This is a genomic window from Streptomyces sp. NPDC086554, from assembly GCF_040686095.1.
Lineage (GTDB): Bacteria > Actinomycetota > Actinomycetes > Streptomycetales > Streptomycetaceae > Streptomyces.
This window is the reverse complement of record NZ_JBFBJK010000022.1, coordinates 51,057-75,332: the sequence shown is the minus strand read 5'-3', so window position 1 is coordinate 75,332 and position 24,276 is coordinate 51,057. Positions and strand designations below refer to the sequence as shown.

Sequence of the window (24,276 nt, the reverse complement as noted above, 5' to 3'; positions counted from 1 at the left end):
CTGGGGCGGAGCCCCAGGGAACCGGCCTAGCCCTGGCTGCCCTTGAGCCACATCTGGTCGAGGTTCGCCCCGCAGATGCTGCTCTGGTCGCACGCGAGCGCGATCGTGTTCGTCCCCTTGTTGAGCTGGATCACGGCGAACGTGTTCGTCCAGCCCTTCTCCCAGTCGCCTTCGTCGGCGCCGGCGAAGTTCTTCATGTTCAGCGGGCGGGTTTCCTTCTTGCCGTTCACGATGATGTTCGCGTTGGCATCCTTGCCCGGCACGCCGTACGTCACCTGCAGTTTGTACGTCCCGCCCTTGGGGATGCCGTTCACCGTCCATGTGACCTGGGCGCCGACCTTGTCGAAGCCCGCCACGTAGACACCGCCCGCGGCCTCCGCGCCGGGGACGTCCGACGCCGTCGTCGTGCCGCCCTCCAGCTTCAGGGCCTTCGCGTCCGTCTTGGGGAGGTCGACCGGGTCCTTCGCGGGCTTCGACGGCTTCTCGCTGGGCTCGACCGTCGACGCCTTGCTGGGCCGGCCGCCCGCCTCGGGGCCGTCCTTCTCGTCACCGCCGCCGGTCAGCATCGCAGCGCCGATCCCGATGGCGACGACCGCCACCACCGCGATCGCGCCGATCAGCAGGCCCTTGGTGTTGGGGCCCCGGCCCCGGCCGCCGCCCGTGCCCGCGGGCGCCGGTGAGTACTGGGGCGCACCGCCCGGCTGTGTCTCGGGAGCCGCGTAGTGGGCGTTCGGCTGGCCGTACGTCTGCTGCTGCGGGACCTGCTGGCCGTACGTCTGCTGCGTCTGCTGCTGGCCGTACGAGGGACGCCGGTCGCCGACCGCGCGGACCTGGTTGTACGAGGACCGGGGGCCCGGGTAGCCGTAGCCGCCGCCTCCGCCGGGCGGGGTCGCACCGGCCGCCTGGCCGTCCTCGTACAGATAGCCGAACGGGTCGTCGTCGCCCTGCGGCGCGCTCGGCGTCTGCTCGCCGTTATTGCCGGGCGTCGTCATTCCCAGGTCACTCCCTCATACATATCGCTGACCGGGGGAGCCTACCCGCTCCGAGTGATGCCACGGGGTGGCGTTGACCTCATCAGGACCGTCAGCCGGCCCGCCGGTGCTGCTTGGCACGTGAGCGTTTCTCCACGTACATCCGCTGGTCAGCGGAGTGCAACACTGCGTCGGCCGACATCCCGCAGTGCGCCCAGCCGATGCCGAAACTGGCCCCCACGCGGACCGCTCTGCCGTCCACCCGGATCGGCGGGATGATCGCGTTCCGCAGTCGCACCGCGAGGTCCTGCGCGTCGGCCCTGCCGAGCCCGTCGGCGAGGACGACGAACTCGTCGCCGCCGAGCCTGGCGACCGTGTCCCCGTCGCGTACGCCGTTGGTGAGCCGCCTTGCCACCTCGATGAGGACGGCGTCGCCGGTGTGGTGGCCGAAGCGGTCGTTGATGGACTTGAAGCCGTCGAGGTCGCAGAAGAGAACGGCCAGGCCCTTGGTGCCGTCGTCGGTGTCGCCGTTGCCCTCCGGGGGCGCGGCGGTGTGCACATGGTGGTCGAAGCCTTCGCCGCCCTGCTGCAGGCTGTTCGGCGCCTGCGCGGCGTGCACGCCGTAGTCGAAGCCGTGCTGCCCGTCCGCGTCGTAGGCGCCGTCGTACGCGGCGTCCAGCGAGTCCACCGCGCTGGGCTGGCCCGCGTGCGGGCGGCGGCAGAGGCGGGCGCTGAGGCGCGATTTCAGCTCGGCGGAGTTGGGCAGGCCGGTGAGGGCGTCGTGCGAGGCGCGGTGGGCGAGCTGGAGCTCGCGGCGCTTGCGCTCCTCGATGTCCTCGACGTGGGTCAGGAGGAATCGGGGGCCGTCGGCGGCGTCCGCGACGACGGAATTGCGCAGCGACACCCAGAGGTACGTCCCGTCGCGGCGGGCCAGGCGCAGCTCGGCGCGGCCGCCCTCGGCGGAGGTCCGCAGGAGGGTGCCGATGTCCTCGGGGTGGACCAGGTCGGAGAAGGAGTAGCGGCGCATGGCGGACGCGGGGCGGCCGAGCAGGCGGCAGAGCGCGTCGTTCGTACGCAGGATGCGGCCGTGCTGGTCGCCGCCCATCTCGGCGATGGCCATGCCGGAGGGTGCGTACTCGAAGGCCTGCCGGAAACTCTCCTCGCTGGCCCTCAGTGCCTGCTGCTCGCGCTCAAGCCTGACCAGGGCGCGCTGCATGTTGGCTCGCAGACGCGCGTTGCTGATCGCGATGGCGGCCTGGAAGGCGTACATCTGCAGGGCCTCGCGGCCCCAGGCGCCGGGCCTGCGGCCGTTGCGCGGCCGGTCCACGGAGATCACGCCGAGCAGTTCACCGCCGGCGGCGCCGGTCGCGTACATGGGGGCGAAGAGCCGGTCGGAGGGGTGCCACTCGTCCTCGAAGCGGGGCTCGGGGCCCTCGGTGTACCACTGGGGGACGTCGTCCTCGTCGAGGATCCAGCCCTCTGTGTACGAGATGAAGCGGAGGGCGCCCCAGGGCTCGCCCATGGAGAGGCGGCGCTCCCAGGCGTCGCGGGAGCCGACCCGGCCGGTGATGAGCGCCTCGGCGGCGGTGTTGCCCGCGAAGGCGGCCACGACGAGGTCGCCGTCCGGGCGCACGAGATTGACGCACGCCAGCTCATAGCCAAGGCCGTTGACCACGCCGTCGGCGACGGTCTGCAGCGTGTCCGCCAGGCTTCGGGCCGTGTTCAGGTCCGCCACCACTTGATGCAGCTGCCGCAGGGTCGCAAGACGGACGTACGGCTCCGACTCGGTCTCCATTGCTCGCTCTCCCCGAGACCTCGACAGCAACTCCAGGATTCGCAGCGCCCTTAGTTCCCTCAGTGTCTGAGTCACCCCAGTGTCTGATTGCCACCGTCACTGAATCACAGCGAGCAGCTCACTCGGTACACAGGGTCAACAATTTATGGGTCCTGTGACTCAAGTCACAGATGGGAAGCCTTCGTTGGTCCAGTCCACTGGCCTAGTCCACCCTCTCGGCAGCGGCCCATAGGCCATCGGTCCTAGGCCCGGTCTCGGCCCCGGGCCCGATGTGGCGGCGGCGAGTGCCGGGCTAGCGTCGTGCCGTGGTTCCCGTACCGAAGACACTCCAGACGCCGCAGGCGCCGCCCCAGGGCGCTCCCGCGACCTCCCCCGCCCCGGCATCCCCCGGCATCCCGGCCCCCGACAGGCATCCTGTGGGGGTGAGCAACGAAGAGTTCCGCGCCGCCATGTCCCGGCTCGCAGCGGGCGTGGTCCTGGTGACCGCGCGTGAGCTTCCGCTGGACGCCCAGGACCCGATGGCACCGGGCGGCGAGGACGTCGGCATGACGGCGACGGCGTTCCTCTCCGTCTCCCTGGACCCGCCGCTGGTGCTGGTCAGCCTGCGTGAGGGCTCCCGGATGGACGACCTGCTCGCCGAGCAGCCGCTGTGGGGCGTCTCGGTGCTCGCCGAGAGCCAGCGGCACATCGCGGGCCGGTTCGCCATGAAGGGCCGGATCAGCGACCGGCTGCTCTTCGAGGACATCCCTTACGTACGGGGCGAGGCCTGCGGGGCGCCGCTGGTGGGCGGCGCGCTCGCGACGCTGGAGTGCCGCACCGAGCAGACGGTGACGGCGGGCGATCACACCCTCGTCATCGGGCGGGTGCTCACGGCGCAGGTGCCCAGCGCGGACGGCGGGCCGCTGATGTATTTCAAGGGGAAGTACCGGCATCTTGGCTGAGCACCATTTGCTAACGCGGGGTTTGCTTGGCGTTCAGCCCCAGCCCTGCCCCGAGCGGCCGCGCTTGGTCTCGCTGCGCTGCTTCTTGTTCCGCAGCCGCCGCTCGTTGATGCCACGGGGGATCTTCGTGGCCCTGCGGGGCCGCGGCGGCGGGGCGGTGGCTTCCGCGAGGAGCGAGGCGAGGCGGATCGCGGCCATCTCGCGGTTGCGCCACTGGGAGCGGTGCTCCGAGGCCCGCACGCTGACGACTCCGCCCACGAGGCGGTTCGCGAGGCGCTCCAGGGCGCGCTCCTTCCACACCTCGGGCAGCGCGTCCGTGTTCGCCAGGTCGAACCTCAGCTCCACCTGCGAATCACTGGTGTTGACGTGCTGCCCGCCCGGCCCCGAGGACCGCGAGAAACGCCACATGAGCTCGGCCTCGGGGAGGGAGACGGAGCCGCGGATGACATAGGGACCGGACATGTGCTCCATGGTCCCGCGTCTGTCCGGTCCACGTCACCCGTATTTACGGTCGTCATGCCGACGCGCCGGGGACGTGTGGTGCCAGAGGTGAGTAAAGAAAGTAAAAGGAAGTGGAACCTCTGGGACCCCGGTCGACGTTCATAGAGGTGACGGTAGCTTCGTCCCCAGTACGAAGCCCGTTCGTACGCAACGAGGGAAGGGACTCCCAACAATGGCAGTAAGCCTGTCCAAGGGTGGCAACGTCTCGCTCACCAAGGAGGCTCCGGGCCTGACCGCCGTCACCGTGGGCCTCGGCTGGGACGTCCGCACCACCACTGGCACCGACTTCGACCTGGACGCCTCCGCGATCGCGGTGAACCCCCAGGGCAAGGTCTTCTCGGACGGCCACTTCGTCTTCTTCAACAACAAGGCGACGCCGGACCAGACCATCGTGCACACCGGTGACAACGTCACGGGTGCGGGCGAGGGCGACGACGAGCAGATCAACGTCAACCTGGCGGGCCTCCCGGCCGACATCGACAAGATCGTCTTCCCGGTCTCGATCTACGACGCCGAGAACCGCTCGCAGAACTTCGGCCAGGTGCGGAACGCTTTCATCCGTATCCTCAACCAGGCCGGCGGCGCCGAGATCGCGCGCTACGACCTCTCCGAGGACGCCGCCACCGAGACCGCCATGGTCTTCGGCGAGCTGTACCGCAGCGGTGCGGAGTGGAAGTTCCGCGCGGTGGGCCAGGGCTACGCGTCCGGCCTGGTCGGTATCGCGCAGGACTTCGGCGTCAACGTCTGAGGTTCACCAGGCAGTTGACGAGGGCCCCCGACGGATTCGTTCCGCCGGGGGCCCTCGTCGTCTGTGCCGGGTAATCGCCGGGTAATCGGGTGGGTGGGCGGGAAATGAAGGAGTGTGAGAGCCCATGGCAACCGTGGTGCTGGTCGGCACGCTGGACACCAAAGGCGCCGAGTACGCCTGGCTGCGCGAACGGCTGCGGGAGTACGGAGGCAATGTCCTGCTCGTCGACACGGGCGTACTGCCGCCACCCGCACAGGCGCCCACCGCCGACGTACCGGCCGACGCCGTGGCCCGCGCGGCCGGGCACGACCTGGCAAAGCTGCGGCGCTCGGCCGAACGGGGCGCGGCGGTCGCGGCGATGGCGGACGGCGTGACGGAGGTCGTCCTCGACCTGCACCGCGCCGGCAGGCTGCACGCGGTGCTCGCGGCGGCGGGCAGCGGCGGCTCGGCGATCGCCGCGCAGGCGATGCGGGCACTGCCGATCGGGGTGCCGAAGGTCCTCGTCAGCACGATGGCGGGCGGGGATGTCGCCCCGTACGTCGGCAGCAGCGACATCACCCTCATGTACAGCGTCGTCGACATCTCCGGGATCAACTCGGTCTCCCGGCAGGTCCTCGGCAACGCGGCGGCCGCCGCCTCCGGCATGGCCCGCCGCTACGAACGCAACCACGACGAACTCGCGGGCCAGGGCCGCAAGGTGGTCGCGGCGACGATGTTCGGCGTGACGACGCCCGCGATCGACGCGGCCCGCGCCCGTCTGGAGGAGCTGGGCTACGAGGTTCTGGTCTTCCACGCCACCGGCGCGGGCGGCCGCGCGGTGGAGAAGCTGGCGTCCGACGGTCTCCTGGACGGCGTACTGGACCTGACCACCACCGAACTGGCCGACGATCTGGTCGGCGGTGTCCTCTCCGCGGGCCCCGAGCGCCTCACCGCCGCGGGCCGCGCGGGCATCCCCCAGGTCGTCGCGCCCGGCGCCCTCGACATGGTCAACTTCGGCCCCGAGTCGACCGTCCCGGCCCGGTTCGCGGACCGCAACCTGCTCGTCCACAACCCGACGGTCACCCTGATGCGGACGACCGCCCAGGAGATGGCGACCCTGGGCGCATCCCTCGGCCACAAGCTCGCCGCGGCCCGTGGCCCCGCCGAACTGTTCTGGCCGTTGCGCGGCGTCTCGGCGGTGGACATCGACGGCGGCCCGTTCGAGGACGCGGCGGCGGACGCGGCGGGCCTGTCCGCCCTGCGTACGACGGTGCGGGGCAGCGGAGTGCGGCTCCACGAAATGGACGTACACATCAACGACGCGTCGTTCGCGGTGGCGATGGCGAACCGCCTGGACGAGCTGATCGGCTCGCGCGAGCTGAAGCCGACCCCGTGACGCACCCGCGCACAGGCATCGACGTACGCACTCACCGTCATCAAGGAGCGCTGACCTCATGACCTCGATCACCCGCAAGGAAGCCCTCTCCCGCCTCAACTCCCAAGTGGCGGCGGGGAATCCCGTCATCGGGGCGGGAGCAGGCACCGGCCTCTCCGCCAAGTGCGCCGAGGACGGCGGCGTCGACCTCCTGATCATCTACAACTCGGGCCGCTACCGCATGGCGGGCCGCGGCTCGCTCGCCGGGCTGCTCCCGTACGGCGACGCGAACGCGATCGTGGTCGACATGGCGCGGGAGGTCCTTCCGGTGGTGAAGGACACCCCGGTGCTCGCCGGGGTGTGCGGCACGGACCCGTTCCGGGACATGGGCCGCTTCCTGGACGAGCTGAAAGCGATGGGCTTCGCGGGCGTCCAGAACTTCCCGACGGTCGGCCTCTACGACGGCACGTTCCGCACCAACCTCGAGGAGACGGGCATGGGTTACGCCCTGGAGGTCGACATGGTCCGCGAGGCCCACGCCCGCGACCTCCTGACGGCCCCCTACGTCTTCGACCCGGCCCAGGCGGCGGACATGGCCCGCGCGGGCGCGGACGTCCTCGTCCCGCACGTGGGTCTGACCACGAAGGGCTCGATCGGCGCGGGCACGGCCCTGACCCTGGACCAGGCGGCGGCAGCGGTCCAGGAGATGCACGACGCGGCCAAGGAGGTGAACCCCGACATCTTGGTGCTCTGCCACGGGGGCCCGATCGCGGAGCCCGAGGACGCGGCGTACGTCCTCTCCCGCACCACAGGAATCGTCGGCTTCTTCGGCGCGTCCTCGATCGAACGGCTCCCCACGGAACGGGCGATCGTGGAGCAGACGCGGGCGTTCAAGGCCCTGACGTTCACACCATAAAGGCCCGGAATGGGACGGCCGCCGCCTGCGGAAAGCCGTCCCATCCAGAAGAGGCCTGCGACTAGAAGAGGCCTGCGACTAATCGCTACTGCACCGGAATCTTCGCGCTACTGCACCGGAATCTTCGTGATCCGGTACGTCACTTCGTACTTCCACTTGCCCATCCACGTGCCGCCCTCGAACGGCCACGGCTTGTCACCCGCGTGAATTTCCGAAATGGGGCGGGAGACCGTGAGCTGACCGAGTTCGTCGTCCGGGTCGATCTTCTTGAGGACCTCGCTCATCGCCGTGTACGAGACGTCGATGAGCTGCTGGCCGAACTGGCCGGGGATGGGGACGACCTTGTTGACGGAGTCCAGCATCTCCTTGAGGGCCTGGCCGTACTTGCCCCAGTCCGAGCTGAAGTCCTCGTCGTAGCCGGCGATTCCGAGGGTGAGGGTGTCGGCCATGTCGACCTCGCCCTCGAAGATCACGGACTCGGTCGGGTTGAACATCTTCGTCTGCTGGTCGTTGATGTCGAGCGGCTTGGTCAGCACGACGTTGCGGATGTCACCACAGGCGGCGGCGCCCACGACGTAGAACTCGTCGCCGCCGAGGTTGTCCTCGGTGTCGAAACAGTGGACCTTGACGAGCTCGACGCGGATACGTGCCCTGCTGCTTGCCACGTAATTCTCCCTTCCGGGGAATTGGTTGAGCGCCGCACATCTCGATATGACGCGGCGACGCTCGTACAGATTGAAGAATTCACGCGGCTCGCGGCAGCCGTTCTTCCGGCCAAATCGACAGCTGTCCTGAATTTGTTCAGACGCGTGATGCCGGAATCAATTCCTGGTGCTCGAGGGAAGGAGAGCGAAAAGGGAGGCAGCGGGAACCGGCCTGTCCGTCCACTAATCTGCGCCGCATGATCCTCGAACCGCTCACCCCCTCGGACGGCGGCGCCCTGCCCGGCGAACTGCTCACCGAGCTCACCGCCGTGTACGCCTCCAACCGCGCCTTCCACGCGCTCTCCGGGGACTTCCCGGACCCCGACGACATCCGTCCCGAGCAGGTCGCGGCCGCGCTGGCGGACGAGTTGGCGGTGCCGGGGGCCGAGGTGCTCCTGGCCCGTTCCGAGGGGCGGGTCGTCGGGGTCGGCATCACGCTGGCCCGGCATCCCGACCCCGCCGACCCCGATCCGTGGATCGGGCTGCTCCTGGTGGATGCGCGGCAGCAACGCAAGGGGTACGGCCGGGAGTTCGTGGGCAAGATCGAGGAGCGGTTCCGGGCGGAGGGGCGTGATGGGATGCGCCTGGCCGTCCTCGAGGGCAATGACGCGGGGTTCGCCTTCTGGGGCTCGCTCGGGTACGAGGTCGTGGATCGCAGGAAGGATCGCGGCGCGGATCGTCCGTGCGCCGTGCTCCGCAAGCCGCTGGGGTAGTGAACAGCCGTACGCATAGCGGACATTGGGCCGCACCATTCGGACAAGAACAAGTAAAGAGTTGTTAGTGAACCGTCAATCAACGGGTCACCGGTGTCACTCTCTCTCCGCCGCTCCCCACCCTCGGCCAAGCCCTTTTTCAAGGAGAGCCAGTGAGACAGCAGTCCCCCACCCCTCGCAAGACCGCTGTTCGCGCCGCCGCCCTCGCCGCATCGGCCGCCATGGTCGTGCTCGGCGTACAGAGCACCACCGCCGCCACCGCGGCCGGTGACCAGGAATCCGCCGGCGCGGGCACCCTGCGCCTGAGCGCGGCGCAGCGCGCCGAGGCCATCAAGTCGGCGCAGGCCGACGCCTCTTCGGCCGCCGATGAGATCGGACTCGGCGGCAAGGAGAAGCTCGTCGTCCGCGATGTCGTCAAGGACACCGACGGCACCGTCCACACCCGCTACGAGCGCACCTACGAAGGACTGCCCGTGCTCGGCGGCGACCTCGTCGCGCACACCGCGAAGAGCGGCAAGCTGAAAAGCGTCGACAAGGCCCGCGGCGGACGGATATCCGTGGCGTCGACGGACGCCGATGTGTCGAGCGCCGACGCCAAGAAGTCCGCCGTCGCCGCGGCCGACTCCGAGAAGGCCCGCGCCAAGAACGTACGCAAGGTCATCTGGGCCGGGGACAAGGGCAGTTCGCCCGTCCTCGCGTACGAAACCGTGGTGACGGGCGTCCAGCACGACGGCACCCCCAGCGAGCTGCACGTCGTCACCGACGCCCGCACCGGCAAGCAGCTCTTCAGCCACGAGGCCATCGAGAACGGCACCGGGACGGGGCAGTACAGCGGCTCCGTCGCCGTCGGCTCGACCGCATCCGCGTCCGGCGGCTACGACCTCACCGACGGCGCACGCGGCGGCCACAAGACGTACGACCTCAATGGCGGCACGTCGGGCACCGGCACCCTCTTCCACGACGCCGACGACACGTGGGGCGACGGAACGCCGCAGAACCGGCAGACCGCCGCCGTCGACGCCGCGTACGGAGCCGCGCAGACCTGGGACTTCTACAAGTCCGAGTTCAACAGAAACGGCATCGCGGGCGACGGCAAGGCCGCCTACTCCCGCGTCCACTACGGCAACGCGTACGTCAACGCCTTCTGGTCCGACGCCTGCTTCTGCATGACGTACGGCGACGGAGCGGGCAACCTCAAGCCGCTGACCTCACTCGACGTGGCCGGCCACGAGATGACCCACGGGCTCACCGCCGCCACCGCGAAGCTCAACTACAGCCGGGAGTCCGGCGGCCTGAACGAGGCGACCAGCGACATCCTCGGCACGTCCGTCGAGTTCCACGCCAACAACCCGAGCGACGTCGGCGACTACCTCATCGGCGAGAAGATCGACATCCGCGGCAACGGCACCCCGCTGCGCTACATGGACAAGCCCAGCAAGGACGGCAACTCCGCCGACTTCTGGTCCAAGAACGTCGGCCGCCTCGACGTGCACTACTCGTCCGGCGTCGCCAACCACTTCTTCTACCTGCTGAGCGAGGGCAGCGGCGCGAAGACCATCAACGGCGTCTCCTACGACTCCGCCACGGCGGACGGCAGTTCGCTCACCGGCATCGGACGGACCAAGGCCTACCAGATCTGGTACAAGGCGCTGTCCGTCTACATGACGTCGACGACCAACTACGCGGGCGCCCGCACCGCCACGCTCAAGGCGGCCGCCGACCTGTACGGCGCGGGCAGCGCCGAGGAGAAGGCGGTCGCGGCCGCCTGGACCGGGGTGAACGTCAAGTAGCGCTGGAGCCAGGCCGGATCACCCCTCCGGGTGCCCCTCAGGGGTGGTCCGGCTTTCCGTCGCCGTAGAGCCACGGCCCCCAGATCGCGCGCACCTTCTCGCGCGCCGCGTCGCCGCCCGCGTGCTCCTCGACGTACCGGGTGAAGTCCTTGGTGTCCGCATTCCCGTGGCGACGGGACTTCGTCCAGCCCTGCACGATGTCGTAGAAGGTGTCGTCGCCCACCGCCTGCCGGATCTTGTGGACGACCATGCCGCCCCGCTCGTACACGGGACTGTCCGAGACGCGCGCGGCGGACGGCGGCTTCGCGGGCGGGAAGGCCCAGATCGCCTCGTTGTCCTCGTCGGACTCGTAGTACTCGTCGTCGTAGATCGCGTCGAAGGTCTCCTGGACGCTGTCGCCGCCGTGGTCCTCCTCCCACAACCACTCCGCGTACGTCGCGAAGCCCTCGTTGAGCCACATGTCCTGCCAGGACTTGGGCGTGACGGAGTTGCCGAACCACTGGTGGGCCAGCTCGTGGACGAGGAGTTCGGTGTCGGGGGCGCCGGGGAAGGTGGGGCGGGTCTGGGTCTCCAGGGCGTAGCCCACGTCCTGCTCCCTGTCGACGATCGCGCCCGTCGACGAGAAGGGGTAGGGACCGAAGTTCAGCTCCTGCCACTCCATGATCTCGGGGATCTTGGCGAGCGCCTTCGCGCTCGCCTTGACCTGGGAGGGGTCCACGGCGGTGAGCACGGGGATGCCCGACTTGGTGGTCGAGCGCTTCACCTCGTACGTCCCGATGGCGACGGTCGCCAGATAGCTCGCCATCGGTTCCGCGCTGTGCCAGGCGAAGGTGGTGCGGCCGTTCCTGGTCGACTCGCGGGTCAACTCGCCGTTGGAGATGGCCTTCAGGCCCTTGGGGACGGTGATCCGTATGTCGTACGAGGCCTTGTCCGAGGGGTGGTTGTTCGCGGGGAACCAGGCCATCGAGCCCGTCGGCTCGCCGAGCGCGACGGCGCCGTCCGCCGTCCGCAGCCAGCCCTCCTCGGAGTCGTCCGGGTCGGTGATGGTTTCCGGGGTGCCGGAGTAGCGGACGGTGGTGCGGAACGTCTCGCCCTTGTCGAGGTCGTCGGGCGGACGGATCGTCAGCTCCTGCCCGTCGCGGTGGAAGTTGGCGTCCTTCCCCTCGACGGTCACCGTCTTCACGTCCAGACCCTTGAGGTCGAGGTTGAAGGCGCTGAGGCCCTGCGTGGCACGCGCCGTGATCTCGGCCTCGCCGGTGAGATGGCGGGACTCGGGGTCGTAGCCGATGGTCAGGCCGTAGTGCGCGACGTCGTAACCGCCGTTGCCCAGCTTCGGGAAGTACGGGTCGCGCACACCGTCGGCTCCGGGCGTGCCGTGCACTCCGGAGCCGCTGCATGCGGTGAGGGCAAGGGCGGTGAGGGCGGCCAGTGCGGCGGTGGTTGTGCCGCGGGGCGCGGTGGTTGTGCCGCGGGGCGCGGTGGATCGTGGGTGCACGGATGCGATCTTATGCGGCATATGTTCGGCGGCGGCTCGTTCATCACGTCCAGCATCCCCGGCATCGCCGCCCAGGCGTCGCGCACCGCCCGGGCGCTGCGGACGCTGCGGACACTGCGGACACTGCGGACGCCCTGACGGATGTCAGCCGTTCAGGGCAGCTACACCGGCCTGGGCGAACTTCTCGTCCAGGTCGCCGGACGGCGCGCCCGCGACACCGATGCCCGCGATCGGGGCGCCCTTGACGGTGACCGGGGCGCCGCCCGCCAGGAACAGCGTGCCGGGGATGTCCTTCAGGGTCGGGGCCTGCTCCAAGCGCTTGGTCAGCTCGGAGGTCGGCGCGTTCCAGGAGACGGCGGTGTACGCCTTCTTCTCGGCGGACTCGTAGGACTGCGGGCCCGCGCCGTCGCCGCGCAGGGTCACGACGGTGTTGCCGCCCCGGTCCACGACGGCGACCGTGATCCGCTGGTTCTCCTTCTTCGCGGCGTCCAGGCTCGCCTGCGCGGCCTTGGTCGCTGCGCCCACGGTGAGGTGCGTGGACTGCTGGAGGTTGCCGTCGCCCGCGTCGGCGACGACGGGGGCCTTCGACGCGGCGTCCGGGGTCCCGGCGGTCGCGGACACGGCGCCGAAGGTGCCTGCCCCGAGGGCGGCGATCGCGAGGGCGCCGGTGACGATGCGGGTGCGCTTCGAGCGCTTGTGGCTGGGGTTCTTGGTCATGCGTCTCATGCGTCGATCTTCAGGCCGCGCTCCGGCTCCCCTCGTCGGCGTACCGGCTGCTCCCGAGGAGCGTTCCGGCTGACCCCTGGGTCAGCCGATCGGCTGACCCGTACCTGTCCGCTCAAGGTCACAATAAGAGGGTGAACCAGAACGGCGAGCCCGACCCTGCCGCCACCGCGGTGGACGGGTACGCCCACCCCGGCCCGGGCTACCCGGACCCCGACGCACGCTGGCTCGCAGCCGTCATGCACACGGCGTTCTTTCTCCTCCTCGCCGCCTCGCTGGCCCGCTTCCTGATCCGTCACCCCGGCGAGCCCCGCACCCCGTGGATCATCGCGCTCTCCGTCTCCCTCGCGCTGCTCTACGTACTCGGCCCCTCCCTCGGCACCCGCCCCACCCCGCACCGCCTCGCCTGGCTGACCCTCGTCGTGGCGGCCTGGGGCGTGCTCGTCATGCTCGCGCCGAGCTTCGCGTGGTGCGCGGTGCCGCTCTTCTACACCGGGCTCCGTACGCTGCCGCCGCGCGCCGCTCTGCTCCTGGTGGCCGTACTGACCACCTTCGTGGTCGCCGCGCAGCTGGAACTCGCGGGCCACTTCGACCCGAACCTGCTGTTCGCGCCGCCCGCATGGGCGGCGGTGGCCAGCGCCGTCTTCCTGTACATGCAGCGCCAGGCCGCCCGCCAGCGCGACCTCATCGACGACCTCATCCGCACCCGCCGCGAACTGGCCGCCACCGAGCGCCGCGAGGGCACGCTCGCCGAACGCCAGCGGCTCTCCATGGAGATCCACGACACCCTCGCGCAGGGCCTGTCCAGCCAGCAGATGCTGCTCCAGGCCGCCGACCGGGTCTGGGACGCGGACCCGGCCAAGGCCCGCACCCATGTCCGTACCGCCGAGTCGATCACCGAACGCGGCCTCGCCGAGGCGCGCCGCTTCGTGCACGACCTGGCGCCCGCCGACCTCGCGGACGGCGGCGGCGTGACCCAGGCGCTGCGGGCGCTTGCGGAACGGGAGTCGGACGCGGGCCTGACCGTCCGCTTCCACGCGGAGGGCGCCCCGGTGCCGCTGCCGGACCGGGTCGGCTCGGCGCTGCTCCGTATCGCGCAGGGCGCGTTGGCCAACGTACGCGAGCACGCCGAGGCGACCACGGCGGCGCTGACCCTGACGCTCCTTGACGACCAGGTGGTCCTGGACGTCGCGGACGACGGCAGGGGCTTCACGCCGTCCGCCGCCAGGAGCACCGGCGTACGAGGCCACGGCCTTCCCGCGATCCGCGCGCGGGCGGGCCAGCTCGGCGGCAGACTGACGATCGAGTCGGCGCCGGGCGAGGGCACGGTCCTGTCCGTGTCGATCCCGCTGGAGCCGCCCTTGGAGACCTCATGACGTTGGAGACCCCATGACGAGCACACCTCCCGTCCGCCTCCTGGTCTGCGACGACCACGTCGTCGTACGCGCGGGTCTGCTCGCCCTGCTGGGCAGCGCGCCGGACATCGAGGTGGTCGGCGAGGCGGGCACGGGCGAGGAGGCGGTGGCCCTGGCGGCGAAGCTGACGCCGGACGTGGTCCTGATGGACCTGCAGCTCGGCGAGGGCATCGACGGCGTGGAGGCGACGCGCCGCATCGCCTCGTCGTCCGGCACCCCGCCCCACGTCCTGGTCCTGACGACCTACGACACGGACGCGGACATCACGCGGGCGATCGAGGCGGGCGCGACCGGCTATCTCCTCAAGGCGGAGCGCCCCGAGGAGCTCTTCTCCGCGATCCACGCGGCGTCCCAGGGCCGCACCGCGCTCTCGCCGCCGGTCGCATCGCGCGTCATGGCCCGCATGCGCGCCCCGCACCCCACGCTCACGGACCGCGAACGCGACATCCTCGGCCAGCTGTCCCAGGGCCTGGGCAACCGGGAGATCGCCCGCGCCCTGTTCATCAGCGAGGCCACCGTGAAGACGCATCTGGGCCGCATCTACGACAAGCTCGGCGTGGACACGAGGGCGGGCGCGGTGGCGGTGGCAAAGGAACAGCGACTGCTCCCCTGACCTGACCCCGCCCCCGCCCCTGCCCCTGCCCCCGCCCCTGCCTGACCGCCGCGGACCGGACCACCGCCCGGCCGTGACACCATCGACCCCGTGCTCGACATCGGCTACGCGCTCTCCCGCCGCTTCCCGGACCCCCCGCAGCTGGACTACAGCCGGGCGGACGTCCACACCCTGCGCCACGACCTCTTCTGCGGGGATGTGTACCTGGCGGACACCAAGGCCGACCGGGAGCTGTCCACAGCCTGGGGATGGGTGCCCGTGCTCGACTTCGCATGGGCGCTGTGCGACATCGTCGAGACGCTCGACAAGGACCCCCTCGGGAGCAGGGCCTCCCGCCCCCAGTACGCGGAACTGGACTTCACCGAGTCCAGCGACCGGATGCTGTTCACCCGGCGGTTCGGCTGGGTGGACATCGAGGCGGACTGGATGGACCCGGACGAGCCCCCGCTGAACTTCTCCCACGCGGAGCTGCGCCGCGAGGCCCGCGACTTCCTCCAGGACCTCCTGGCGGACCTCACCGACCTCCACGACTCCCTGGCCGACAACCCGGCGATCTGGACCCTCCAGTCCCGCTACCCCCGCGTGCCTCCGGCGTAGCTACTCCACCCGAACCCCCACCTGCGCGGCGAACGCCGGTGCCAGATCCATCAGTTGACCCGTACTGATCACCGCCCCCGCCAGGCAGTCGATCCCCCGCAGGATGTCCAGCTCCGCCGCCGACCGCAGGTCGACATCCTTCATGCGTACGCCGCTGAAGTCCGCCCCCTTCAGCGCGCAGTCCACGAACTCCACCCGCTCAAGGGCCGCCTGCCCGAAGTCCGGCTCCACCAGCACGCAGCCCTCGAACACGACGTCCTTCAACCGCGCCTTCCGCAGGTTCAGATAGTCGATCTTGCCGCCCCGCACGACGACCCGCTCCAGCACGCTCCCGTGCAGCTGAACGCCCCCAAGACGCGCGTCCACCACCTCGACGTCCCGCAGCGACGCCTCCACCAGCTCCGTACCCACCCCCAGCAGCTCCGTCAGCACGGAGTCCACGAAGCGGGCCCGGCTCAGCCGTGTCTCACTCACCCCGCACCCCGTCACCGCACAGTCGAGGAACAGCGCTCCCCCGCCGTCCTGCCCGCCGAAGTCGAGGTCACGGAACTCCACCCCGTCGTAGTCCCCGTCGGGCGACAACTCGCCCTCCTCGAACGCCCGGAGCACGGGCAACCGCACCTCGGGCCGCCGAGCCTTCTTCACCACTGCCGCACCCTGTCGTCCCATCCCCTCATCGTGCACCCCGCCACTGACAAGGCGCCCCGATGTCACATCCGGTGCACCCCCGCCCGTCGTACCGAAGACGGCCCACAACGGACCCCAACCGACCCCAACCGACCTCCACGGACCCCCACGGACCCCCACCGCGACAGGAGCCCACCCCATGCGGAACACACGGAACCCGCGGAACACCCGCCTCAGCATCATCGGCGGCGGCATCGCCGGCCTCACCGCGGCCATCAGCGCCGCCGAAGCCGGCGCCAAGGTGACCGTGCACGAGTCCCACCACACCCTCGGCGGCCGCGCCCGCACCGCCGAAGGCCCGTACCGCACGAACGAAGGCCCGCACGCCCTCTACAACGGCGGCCCGCACTGGGCCTGGCTCAAGCAGCGCGACCTCATCGGCCCGCTCGCCCCCCTCCCGCCGCTGGAAGGCACCCGCCTCCGCCTCCACCACCAGGGCAGGCTCCGCCGCACCCCACCCCTCGCGATGCTGAAGCTCCTGCGCCGCAAGGCCGAACAGGCCCCCGTGGACGTCGACTTCATGACATGGGCCACCGGCGAGGTCGGCGAGGAGGGCGCCCGCGCCGCCGCGCACTACATCGCCGTGGCGACGTTCCACCACGACCCCGGCTCGCTCTCCGCCAGGTTCGTGCACGAACGCCTGCGCCGCGCCACAAAGCTGCCCCCGGAAGCGCACTACCCGCGCGGCGGCTGGGGCTCGGTCATCGACCGCATGGCGGCGCTCGCCTGGAACCTGGGCGTACGCGTGGAGACACTGTCCCGCGTCGACGACCCCGGCGCCCTGGCCGCCGAAGGACCGGTCGTCGTCGCCACCGCGCTCCCGGCCGCCCGCCGCCTCCTGCGGGACGACTCCCTCCAATGGGACAGCGCCCGCACCACGCTCGTCGACCTGGCCCTGCGCTCCCGCAAGGGCGACCCCTTCGCGATCTCCGACCTGGACGACACCGGATGGGTCGAGCGGTTCACCACCCAGGACCAGAGCCTCGCCCCCGCGGGCCAGGAGCTCGTACAGGCCCAGTTCCCGCTCTCCCCCGAGGAGTCGAAGGCGGAAGGATCGGCCCGCCTCGACCACCTCATGGACCTGGGTTTCCCCGACTGGCGCGACCGCCTCGTCTGGCGCCGCGACGCCGTGGCCGGCGGCCGCACCGGCGCGGTGGACCTGCCGGGCACCACCTGGCGCGACCGTCCGGCGATCGACCGCGGCGACGGCGTCTACCTGGCGGGCGACCAGGTGGCGGCGCCCGGACTGCTCTCCGAGGTGTCCTTCAACAGCGCGCTCCGGGCGGTGACGCTCGCACTGACCCCGGCGAGGCTTGACCTCAAGTCCGCTTGAGGTACGAGAGTGGCGGCACCAAAGCACCAAAGACGGCCACCACCCACGGGAGCCCACCATGCACGCCATCCGCCTGCACACCTTCGGCCCGGCCGAGAACCTCACGTACGAGGAGACGGCGGACCCGGCACCGGCCCCCGGCCAGGTCCGCATCGCCGTGACGGCGGCCGGCGTGCACCTCCTGGACACCGCGATCCGGGCCGGCTTCCAGGGCCCGCTCCCCGAACTGCCGCCGCTGCCCACGATCCCCGGCCGCGAGGTGGCGGGCACGGTCGAATCCGTCGGCGAGGGAGTCGACCCCGCCTGGCTCGGCAAGCGCGCGGTCGCCCACATCGGCTTCGCCCCCGGCGGCTACGCCGAGCTGACCGTCACGGAGGCCGCCCGCCTGCACGAGATCCCGCAGGGTCTCGACGACGCGGCGGCCGTCGCCCTGATCGGCACGGGCCGTACGACGATGGGCATCCTGCAGTTCGCCGACCTGGCCCCCGGCTCCGTGGCCGTGATCCCCGCGGCGGCGGGCGGCATCGGCACGCTCCTCGTCCAGTACGCCAAGCACCGCGGCGCCACCGTCATCGGCCTCGCGGGCGGCCCGCAGAAGACGGCCGGCGTCGAGGCGAACGGCGCCGACCTGGCCGTGGACTACAAGAACCCCGAGTGGCCGGACGAGGTGCGTACATACCTGAAGTCGGTGAACGCCCCCGGCGCGACCGTCGTGTTCGACGGCGTGGGCGGCGACGCGGGCAGCGCCGCCGTGGACCTCCTTGCCCCCGGCGGCACGCACATCGTCTTCGGCTGGTCCGGCAAGGGCCTGCACGACGGCGAGCCCCTGGCGTTCACCGAGGAGGAGCTCGCCGCCCGCGGCATCACCCAGGTCAACGTCCTCGGCCCGGCGATGATGCAGCGGGCCGGCGGCGACAACCCCATCCGCACCCTGGAGCTCGCCGCCCTGACCGAGGCGACGCGGGGCCACTTCACCCCCGCCGTCCAGCGCTTCCCCCTGTCCGACGCGGCAGCCGCCCACCGCGCCCTGGAGAGCCGCGGCACGACGGGCAAGGTCGTACTGATCCCCTGAGAGACCCCTCTTCCCCTGAGAGACCCCTCTACTGGGCGGACCCCAACTCCGCCAACGCCCCATCGGTCAGCCGGTACACGGTCCACTCGTCCTGCGGCAGCGCGCCGAGGGACTTGTAGAAGTTGATCGACGGCTCGTTCCAGTCGAGCACGGACCATTCGAGGCGCTCATAGCCCCGCTGCACACAGATCCGCGCCAGCTCGGTCAGCAGCGCCTTGCCGTACCCGCCGCCCCGCGCCTCGGGCCGTACGTACAGGTCCTCCAGGTAGATGCCGTGCACTCCGCGCCAGGTGGAGAAGTTCAGGAACCACAGCGAGAAGCCGACGACCTCACCGGACGCGTCGTCCTGCGCGATGTGCGCGAACGCGGCGGGCCGCTCCCCGAAGAGCGCATCGCGCAACTGCTCCTCGGTCGCCCTGGCCTCGTCGAGTGCCTTCTCGTAGTCGGCGAGGTCACGGACCATGGCGTGGATCAGGGGGACGTCTGCGGGTGTGGCGATACGAATCATGGCCGCAGGGTACGTCGGGCGCCGCCGAGCAGGCCGTCACCGTCCAAGGAGCAGCCGGGCGACCTCCAGGTCGTCCTCGTCCACCGACCGCCCGTCCTCGATCTCCCACAACGCGTTCTGCAACACGCGCCCCAGCGTCCAGGCACTGGCCCGCTCCCGGTCGAGCCCGAGCACCTCGGTCATGGCATCGAACCGCCACAGCACGTCGTCGGGGTCGAAGCGGTTGTTGAGAGCGGGCCACAGGTCGAACCCCGGGTCCCCGGCAAGCGGCTTCGGATCGATGGCGAGCCAGGGCTCACGATCACTCGCCAGTACGTTCTCGAAGTGCAGATCCCAGTGCAGCAGCCGGTCACCGGGCTCCCCCATGACCTCGCGCACCGCTCCCCCGCACCGCTCGACGATCGCCCGCTCGACGGGGTCGCCGATCGCCTTCAGGGCGCCCGGCAGGTCGTCGACCATCTCCGCTGCGATGTCGCCGAGCCGCCGCATCCCCTCGGGCGCGGGCACCGACGTGAGACGGGCGAGCAGCTCGGCGATGACGAGCACCGCCTTGCGGGTGTCGGCCATGGTCGACAACATCCGCGCGGAGTCGAGCCGTTCGAGCAACATCGTGCCGGTGCCGCTGTCGTGATCGAGAAGCCGCACGGCCCCGTCACCACCCCACACCCGAAGCCCGACCGGCTCCCCCTCGGTCTCCTCGTCGAGCACCTGGAACTTCACCGCGGCCGGCGTCCCGTCGGCCCGCACCACGGGAAGGACGAGGGCGGCCATGCCGTGCATCGAGGGCCCGTCGACGGTCAGGTCCCACCGCTCGACGAACTCCGTCACGCGCGCGGGCAGCCCCGCGATGAAGGCACGGCCCGCCTCACCGGCGTACATGTGCTGCGACTCGACCAGCTCGTCCGGAATACGAATGTCCATCACGCCCGCGACGCTACCGACGCACGGCCGGCCGCCGCACCGGGATTTTCCGGGGCGACGGCCGACTGGCAACGACAAAGGATCAGGCGATCACGAAATGCCGGAAGCCTTGAGCTTCTTGGAGAACGCGGCCTCGTCGAACAGCACGTTGCCCTCCACCTTCTCGCCGTCGATGACGACGGTCGGCGTGCCCTGCATGCCGTCGTCGGTGAAGGCCTGCATGGCCTCACCGACCCACTTCTTGTACGTCACGTTCTTCACCGACTTGTCGAACTCGGCGCCCCGCAGACCGCCCACCTTGTCGGCGATCTTCAGCAGGAAGGCTGCGGTGTACGCGTCCTCGGTCTCGCTCTCGGGCTGGTTGGCGAAGACCGCGGCGTGGAACTGCGGGAACTTGCCCGCCTCCACCGACGCCCGCAGCGCGTTCGCCGCGTTCACCGAGCCGTGGCCGCCGAGGTTCTTGTCGAGGAACGAGGCGAGCGTGTACTCGACCTTCACCCGGCCCTCGGCCACCGGCTTCACCAGGGCCCGCGCCCCGGTCTCCTCGAACTTCTTGCAGATCGGGCAGCGCGGGTCCTCGTACAACTTGACCACGTGGGCGGCAGCCGGGTCGCCGACCGTGATCACGCCGCCCTTCACGGTGGCGGGGGCCTTGGCGAGCGCGTCGGTGCCCGCCGGGGGCTCCTTCGCCTCGGGTCCCGCGGCGGACGTGGACTCCGAGGCGGACCCCTTGTCGCCGCCCCCGCCCGTGAGGTCCTCGGGTCCACAGGCGGCTGCGCCCCCGGCGACGAGTGCGGCGGCGGCCACCGCGGCGGCGATGCGCCCGGCCTTGCGTACGGCCATCTGAACAGTCCTCCAAGATCTCAGCACATGACGCTCCGCCACGCGCCGGATCAACGTATCGGAACCCCGCCCCGAACCCCCGCCCCGAAACCCTCCCCAAAGCCCCCACCAGCGCAGTAACGTCCGGCACATGAGCAGCACGATCAACGGCGGCATCTCGTTCTGGTACGCGGACCACGGCACTCCGGCCCCCCGTGAACCCCTTCCGGGCGACGAGAGTGCCGACGTCTGCATAGTCGGCGGCGGCTACACGGGCCTGTGGACCGCGTACTACCTGAAGAAGGCCGCCCCCTTCCTCCGCATCACCGTTCTGGAGCAGAAGTTCTGCGGCTACGGTGCATCGGGCCGCAACGGCGGCTGGCTCTACAACGGCATCGCGGGCCGCGACCGCTACGCCCGGCTGCACGGCAAGGAGGCGGCGGTCCGCCTCCAGGAGGCGATGAACGACACGGTCGACGAGGTGATCCGCGCCGCCGCCGAGGAGTCGATCGAGGCGGACATCCACCACGGCGGCGTACTCGAAGTGGCCTACACCCCGGCCCAGTTGGCGCGCCTGAAAGAGTTCCACGCCACAGAACTCGCGTACGGCGAGAAGGACCGCACCCTGCACGGCGCGCGCGAGACGGCCGACCGGATCCGCGTCGCGGGCGCCGTCGGCTCGACCTGGACCCCGCACGGCGCACGCCTGCACCCCGTGAAGCTGGTGAAGGGCTTGGCGGCCGCGGTCGAGGCACTCGGCGTGACGATCCACGAGTCAACGCCCGTCACGGAGATCAAGCCGAAGCACGCGATCACCCCGTACGGCACGGTCCGCGCGCCCTACATCCTGCGCTGCACGGAGGGCTTCACGGCGTCCTTGAAGGGCCAGCGCCGCACCTGGCTCCCCATGAACTCCTCAATGATCGCAACGGAACCCCTCTCCCCCTCCCAATGGGAGTCCATCGGCTGGGAGGGCCGCGAGACGCTCGGCGACATGGCGCACGCGTACATGTACGCCCAGCGCACGGCAGACGGCCGCATCGCACTCGGCGGCCGGGGCGTCCCGTACCGCTACGGCTCAAAGACGGACAGCAACGGCCGCACCCAGCCCGCGACGATCGAAGCCCTCCACGAAATCCTGACCCGCTTCTTCCCCCAGCTGGCCGGAGTCGAGATCGCCCACGCCTGGTCCGGCGTGCTCGGCGTCCCCCGCGACTGGTGCGCCACGGTCACCCTGGACCGCGCCACGGGCCTCGGCTGGGCGGGCGGCTATGTCGGCTCGGGCGTCGCCACCGCCAACCTGGCGGCCCGCACCCTGCGCGACCTGGTCCAGCAGGACTCGGGCCAGGCGGACACCACGGACCTGACGACACTCCCGTGGGTCAACCACAAGGTCCGCAAATGGGAGCCGGAGCCCTTCCGCTGGATCGGCGTCCAGGGCATGTACGCGACGTACCGCAGCGCCGACCGCCACGAACTGACGACCCCGACCGCACAGGCCCCACGCCTGGCCCGCATCGCGGACCGGCTTTCGGGGCGGCACTAGGAAAAGCACGGGGAAAAGGGGAAAAAGTAAGAGCCCCCTGTCGGATTCGAACCGACGACCTACGCATTACAAGTGCGTTGCTCTGGCCATCTGAGCTAAGGAGGCATGCACTGACGTGCCCGAGCAGTGTAACCAACACCGCCCGTGCGCCCGTCGAAAATTTCCTCGAAGGTCACGGGCGCCCGACTACTGACAGACCGAGGGCCCCCGGGGTACCGTCCGAACAGTTCACTCAGGTGGACTACACCACTCCCTCTACTCGGATCGTCCGGCACGTTCCTGCCGGTGAAGGGGGCCCTCACCATGGCCACTGTTTCGTTCGACAAGGCGACCCGCATCTACCCGGGTGGCGACAAGCCCGCCGTCGACCAGCTCGAGCTCGACGTCGCGGACGGCGAATTCCTCGTACTCGTCGGCCCGTCCGGCTGCGGAAAGTCCACCTCCCTGCGCATGCTCGCGGGCCTGGAGGACGTGAACCAGGGTGCGATCCGCATCGGTGACCGCGACGTCACGCACCTGCCTCCGAAGGACCGGGACATCGCCATGGTGTTCCAGAACTACGCGCTCTACCCGCACATGACCGTCGCCGACAACATGGGCTTCGCCCTGAAGATCGCCGGCGTCAACAAGGCCGAGATCCGCCAGAAGGTCGAGGACGCGGCGAAGATCCTCGACCTCACCGAGTACCTGGGCCGCAAGCCCAAGGCGCTCTCCGGCGGTCAGCGCCAGCGTGTCGCCATGGGTCGCGCCATCGTGCGTGAGCCGCAGGTCTTCCTCATGGACGAGCCGCTGTCGAACCTGGACGCCAAGCTCCGCGTAAGCACCCGTACGCAGATCGCGTCCCTCCAGCGCCGCCTCGGCATCACCACGGTGTACGTCACCCACGACCAGGTCGAGGCCATGACCATGGGCGACCGCGTGGCCGTACTGAAGGACGGTCTGCTGCAGCAGGTCGACTCGCCGCGCAACATGTACGACCGCCCGGCCAACCTCTTCGTCGCCGGCTTCATCGGCTCCCCGGCCATGAACCTGGTCGAGGTCCCGATCACCGACGGCGGCGTGAAGTTCGGCAACTCGGTGGTCCCGGTGAACCGCGAGGCGCTGTCCGCCGCGGCCGACAAGGGCGACCGCACCGTCACGGTCGGCGTCCGTCCGGAGCACTTCGACATCGTCGAGCAGAACGGCTCCGCCGCGAAGACGCTCAGCAAGGAGGCCGAGGACGCCCCGGCGGGCCTCGCCGTCTCCGTGAACGTCGTCGAGGAGCTCGGCGCCGACGGTTACGTCTACGGCTCCGCCGAGGTCGCGGGCGAGCACAAGGACCTCGTGGTCCGGGTGAACGGCCGCCAGGTCCCGGAGAAGGGCGCGCAGTTGCACGTCGTCCCGCGTCCGGGTGAGATTCACGTGTTCTCGACGTCGACGGGCGAGCGCCTCACCGACTGACCCGGCACGACCGGGCCTTGAGGGCCCCGCACTTCGCCTGCCCGGCGGTGCGGGGCCCTCAGCTTTGGCCAGTGTTGTCGACAAATACCCCGGCAGACCGGCTATTTCGCCCACCGCGCGTCAACACCGCTCCAGAGAAACCGCAATTCACGTCCCTCGACCGGGTGACTAAATGTCTCCAAATCATCACCGACCGCTACGCTCACTCGCGTGACGCACTCCGCCAACCACACCCAGAAGCCGCGCCGAGCCCACCGAGGCCCCGCGCGCCGCATCGGCCGCACCCTCGCCCTCGTCCTGCCCGTGATGCTGGTGCTCTCCGGCACCCTCGCGGTCACCAGCGTCAACTGGTCGGGCAACTCGACGGACTCGATGCTCACCGCGTCCGCCGGTGACCTCTCCGTACCGGCCAAGTCCCGCGCCCCGCAGGACGTCCTGCGCGACCGGCTTCTCCTGGAGCTCCAGGAGAAGAACCCGGGCGTCGCGCTCACCCACCTCCAGAAGGAAGTGGACCGCCACCCGTCGCTCGCCCGGCACTGCGCCTCCATCGCCCGCGCCCTCGGCCGCGCGGCCGTCCGGGCATATGGCCCGACGCGCGCCCAGTCGTACGCGCGCCCGGTCTGCGACACGTCCTTCGCGGCGGGCGTGGCCGCCCACCAGAACGGCTGACG

Annotated in this window: 25 protein-coding genes and 1 tRNA gene; 15 read left to right on the top strand and 11 right to left on the bottom strand. The window is 70.4% G+C overall.

The window, feature by feature from the left end:
* Positions 1-26 precede the first annotated feature (26 nt).
* Positions 27-992: a carbohydrate-binding protein gene (locus tag AB0O76_RS31660; protein ID WP_365498042.1), complete on the bottom strand. Its 966-nt coding sequence runs from the start codon at positions 990-992 to the stop codon at positions 27-29.
* Positions 993-1,083: 91 nt separating this feature from the next.
* Complete coding sequence (gene cdgB / locus AB0O76_RS31655) at positions 1,084-2,766, bottom strand: diguanylate cyclase CdgB (protein ID WP_365498038.1); 1,683 nt, start codon at positions 2,764-2,766, stop codon at positions 1,084-1,086.
* A 392-nt stretch (positions 2,767-3,158) separates the two neighbouring features.
* On the opposite strand from cdgB, the gene AB0O76_RS31650 reads away from it, so the two are divergent.
* Entirely contained in the window at positions 3,159-3,707 is a 549-nt protein-coding gene (locus AB0O76_RS31650) for a flavin reductase family protein (RefSeq protein ID WP_365498316.1), read from the top strand.
* Between the two features lie 33 nt (positions 3,708-3,740).
* Here AB0O76_RS31650 and arfB read toward each other — a convergent pair whose 3' ends face one another.
* Complete coding sequence (arfB, locus tag AB0O76_RS31645) at positions 3,741-4,178, bottom strand: alternative ribosome rescue aminoacyl-tRNA hydrolase ArfB (protein WP_365498035.1); 438 nt, start codon at positions 4,176-4,178, stop codon at positions 3,741-3,743.
* Between the two features lie 202 nt (positions 4,179-4,380).
* Between arfB and AB0O76_RS31640 the strand changes: the two genes are divergently transcribed.
* The 3 genes from AB0O76_RS31640 to AB0O76_RS31630 all read left to right on the top strand — a co-directional run bounded on the left by AB0O76_RS31640 (position 4,381) and on the right by AB0O76_RS31630 (position 7,226).
* On the top strand, positions 4,381-4,956 hold the full coding sequence (locus tag AB0O76_RS31640) for a TerD family protein (protein WP_135335075.1): 576 nt from the start codon (positions 4,381-4,383) through the stop codon (positions 4,954-4,956).
* A 124-nt stretch (positions 4,957-5,080) separates the two neighbouring features.
* Positions 5,081-6,331, top strand: coding sequence for a Tm-1-like ATP-binding domain-containing protein (locus AB0O76_RS31635; protein ID WP_365498032.1), 1,251 nt, complete (start codon positions 5,081-5,083; stop codon positions 6,329-6,331).
* Between the two features lie 58 nt (positions 6,332-6,389).
* On the top strand, positions 6,390-7,226 hold the full coding sequence (locus AB0O76_RS31630; protein ID WP_365498030.1) for a phosphoenolpyruvate hydrolase family protein: 837 nt from the start codon (positions 6,390-6,392) through the stop codon (positions 7,224-7,226).
* Positions 7,227-7,333: 107 nt separating this feature from the next.
* On the opposite strand, the gene AB0O76_RS31625 is transcribed toward AB0O76_RS31630, so the two are convergent.
* Positions 7,334-7,891 carry a hypothetical protein gene (locus AB0O76_RS31625; RefSeq protein WP_365498027.1) on the bottom strand — a complete coding sequence of 186 codons (558 nt, stop codon included), beginning with the start codon at positions 7,889-7,891 and terminating at the stop codon, positions 7,334-7,336.
* A gap of 236 nt (positions 7,892-8,127) precedes the next feature.
* Here AB0O76_RS31625 and AB0O76_RS31620 point away from each other — a divergent pair, with 236 nt between their 5' ends.
* The gene (locus AB0O76_RS31620) at positions 8,128-8,643 is read left to right on the top strand and encodes a GNAT family N-acetyltransferase (RefSeq protein WP_365498024.1); all 516 of its coding nucleotides are present in this window, start codon (positions 8,128-8,130) and stop codon (positions 8,641-8,643) included.
* A gap of 221 nt (positions 8,644-8,864) precedes the next feature.
* Positions 8,865-10,433, top strand: coding sequence for a M4 family metallopeptidase (locus tag AB0O76_RS31615; protein ID WP_365498313.1), 1,569 nt, complete (start codon positions 8,865-8,867; stop codon positions 10,431-10,433).
* A 37-nt stretch (positions 10,434-10,470) separates the two neighbouring features.
* Here AB0O76_RS31615 and AB0O76_RS31610 read toward each other — a convergent pair whose 3' ends face one another.
* Positions 10,471-11,862, bottom strand: a complete 1,392-nt coding sequence (locus tag AB0O76_RS31610; protein ID WP_365498310.1) for a M1 family metallopeptidase — start codon at positions 11,860-11,862, stop codon at positions 10,471-10,473.
* 78 nt (positions 11,863-11,940) lie between these two features.
* On the opposite strand from AB0O76_RS31610, the gene AB0O76_RS31605 reads away from it, so the two are divergent.
* Positions 11,941-12,066 (top strand): hypothetical protein, encoded by a 126-nt coding sequence (locus AB0O76_RS31605; protein WP_365498021.1) that lies wholly within the window; start codon positions 11,941-11,943, stop codon positions 12,064-12,066.
* Between the two features lie 6 nt (positions 12,067-12,072).
* On the opposite strand, the gene AB0O76_RS31600 is transcribed toward AB0O76_RS31605, so the two are convergent.
* Positions 12,073-12,645, bottom strand: a complete 573-nt coding sequence (locus AB0O76_RS31600; protein WP_365498307.1) for a heme-binding protein — start codon at positions 12,643-12,645, stop codon at positions 12,073-12,075.
* A 245-nt stretch (positions 12,646-12,890) separates the two neighbouring features.
* On the opposite strand from AB0O76_RS31600, the gene AB0O76_RS31595 reads away from it, so the two are divergent.
* From AB0O76_RS31595 to AB0O76_RS31585, 3 genes are all read left to right on the top strand, one after another.
* Positions 12,891-14,027, top strand: a complete 1,137-nt coding sequence (locus tag AB0O76_RS31595) for a sensor histidine kinase (RefSeq protein ID WP_365498304.1) — start codon at positions 12,891-12,893, stop codon at positions 14,025-14,027.
* 13 nt (positions 14,028-14,040) lie between these two features.
* Positions 14,041-14,679 (top strand): response regulator transcription factor, encoded by a 639-nt coding sequence (locus AB0O76_RS31590; protein ID WP_365498018.1) that lies wholly within the window; start codon positions 14,041-14,043, stop codon positions 14,677-14,679.
* A gap of 90 nt (positions 14,680-14,769) precedes the next feature.
* Positions 14,770-15,276 carry a hypothetical protein gene (locus AB0O76_RS31585; protein ID WP_365498015.1) on the top strand — a complete coding sequence of 169 codons (507 nt, stop codon included), beginning with the start codon at positions 14,770-14,772 and terminating at the stop codon, positions 15,274-15,276.
* Here AB0O76_RS31585 and AB0O76_RS31580 read toward each other — a convergent pair whose 3' ends face one another.
* Positions 15,277-15,945, bottom strand: a complete 669-nt coding sequence (locus AB0O76_RS31580) for a pentapeptide repeat-containing protein (RefSeq protein WP_365498012.1) — start codon at positions 15,943-15,945, stop codon at positions 15,277-15,279. It abuts the gene before it with no gap.
* A gap of 157 nt (positions 15,946-16,102) precedes the next feature.
* On the opposite strand from AB0O76_RS31580, the gene AB0O76_RS31575 reads away from it, so the two are divergent.
* Positions 16,103-17,296: an FAD-dependent oxidoreductase gene (locus tag AB0O76_RS31575; RefSeq protein WP_365498009.1), complete on the top strand. Its 1,194-nt coding sequence runs from the start codon at positions 16,103-16,105 to the stop codon at positions 17,294-17,296.
* A gap of 58 nt (positions 17,297-17,354) precedes the next feature.
* The gene (locus AB0O76_RS31570) at positions 17,355-18,368 is read left to right on the top strand and encodes a zinc-binding dehydrogenase (protein ID WP_365498006.1); all 1,014 of its coding nucleotides are present in this window, start codon (positions 17,355-17,357) and stop codon (positions 18,366-18,368) included.
* A gap of 28 nt (positions 18,369-18,396) precedes the next feature.
* On the opposite strand, the gene AB0O76_RS31565 is transcribed toward AB0O76_RS31570, so the two are convergent.
* The 3 genes from AB0O76_RS31565 to AB0O76_RS31555 form a co-directional block, all read right to left on the bottom strand.
* Positions 18,397-18,876: a GNAT family N-acetyltransferase gene (locus tag AB0O76_RS31565; RefSeq protein ID WP_365498003.1), complete on the bottom strand. Its 480-nt coding sequence runs from the start codon at positions 18,874-18,876 to the stop codon at positions 18,397-18,399.
* Positions 18,877-18,912: 36 nt separating this feature from the next.
* Positions 18,913-19,797, bottom strand: a complete 885-nt coding sequence (locus tag AB0O76_RS31560; protein ID WP_365498301.1) for an aminoglycoside phosphotransferase family protein — start codon at positions 19,795-19,797, stop codon at positions 18,913-18,915.
* Positions 19,798-19,887: 90 nt separating this feature from the next.
* Positions 19,888-20,640: a thioredoxin domain-containing protein gene (locus tag AB0O76_RS31555; RefSeq protein ID WP_365498001.1), complete on the bottom strand. Its 753-nt coding sequence runs from the start codon at positions 20,638-20,640 to the stop codon at positions 19,888-19,890.
* 130 nt (positions 20,641-20,770) lie between these two features.
* On the opposite strand from AB0O76_RS31555, the gene AB0O76_RS31550 reads away from it, so the two are divergent.
* On the top strand, positions 20,771-22,165 hold the full coding sequence (locus AB0O76_RS31550) for an FAD-dependent oxidoreductase (protein ID WP_365497999.1): 1,395 nt from the start codon (positions 20,771-20,773) through the stop codon (positions 22,163-22,165).
* Between the two features lie 31 nt (positions 22,166-22,196).
* Here AB0O76_RS31550 and AB0O76_RS31545 read toward each other — a convergent pair.
* Positions 22,197-22,270 (bottom strand) — tRNA-Thr (locus tag AB0O76_RS31545).
* Positions 22,271-22,468: 198 nt separating this feature from the next.
* Between AB0O76_RS31545 and ugpC the strand changes: the two genes are divergently transcribed.
* The gene (ugpC, locus tag AB0O76_RS31540; protein WP_365497996.1) at positions 22,469-23,605 is read left to right on the top strand and encodes a sn-glycerol-3-phosphate ABC transporter ATP-binding protein UgpC; all 1,137 of its coding nucleotides are present in this window, start codon (positions 22,469-22,471) and stop codon (positions 23,603-23,605) included.
* Positions 23,606-23,815: 210 nt separating this feature from the next.
* Positions 23,816-24,274 (top strand): hypothetical protein, encoded by a 459-nt coding sequence (locus tag AB0O76_RS31535; protein WP_365497993.1) that lies wholly within the window; start codon positions 23,816-23,818, stop codon positions 24,272-24,274.
* The last annotated feature ends 2 nt before the right edge of the window (positions 24,275-24,276 follow it).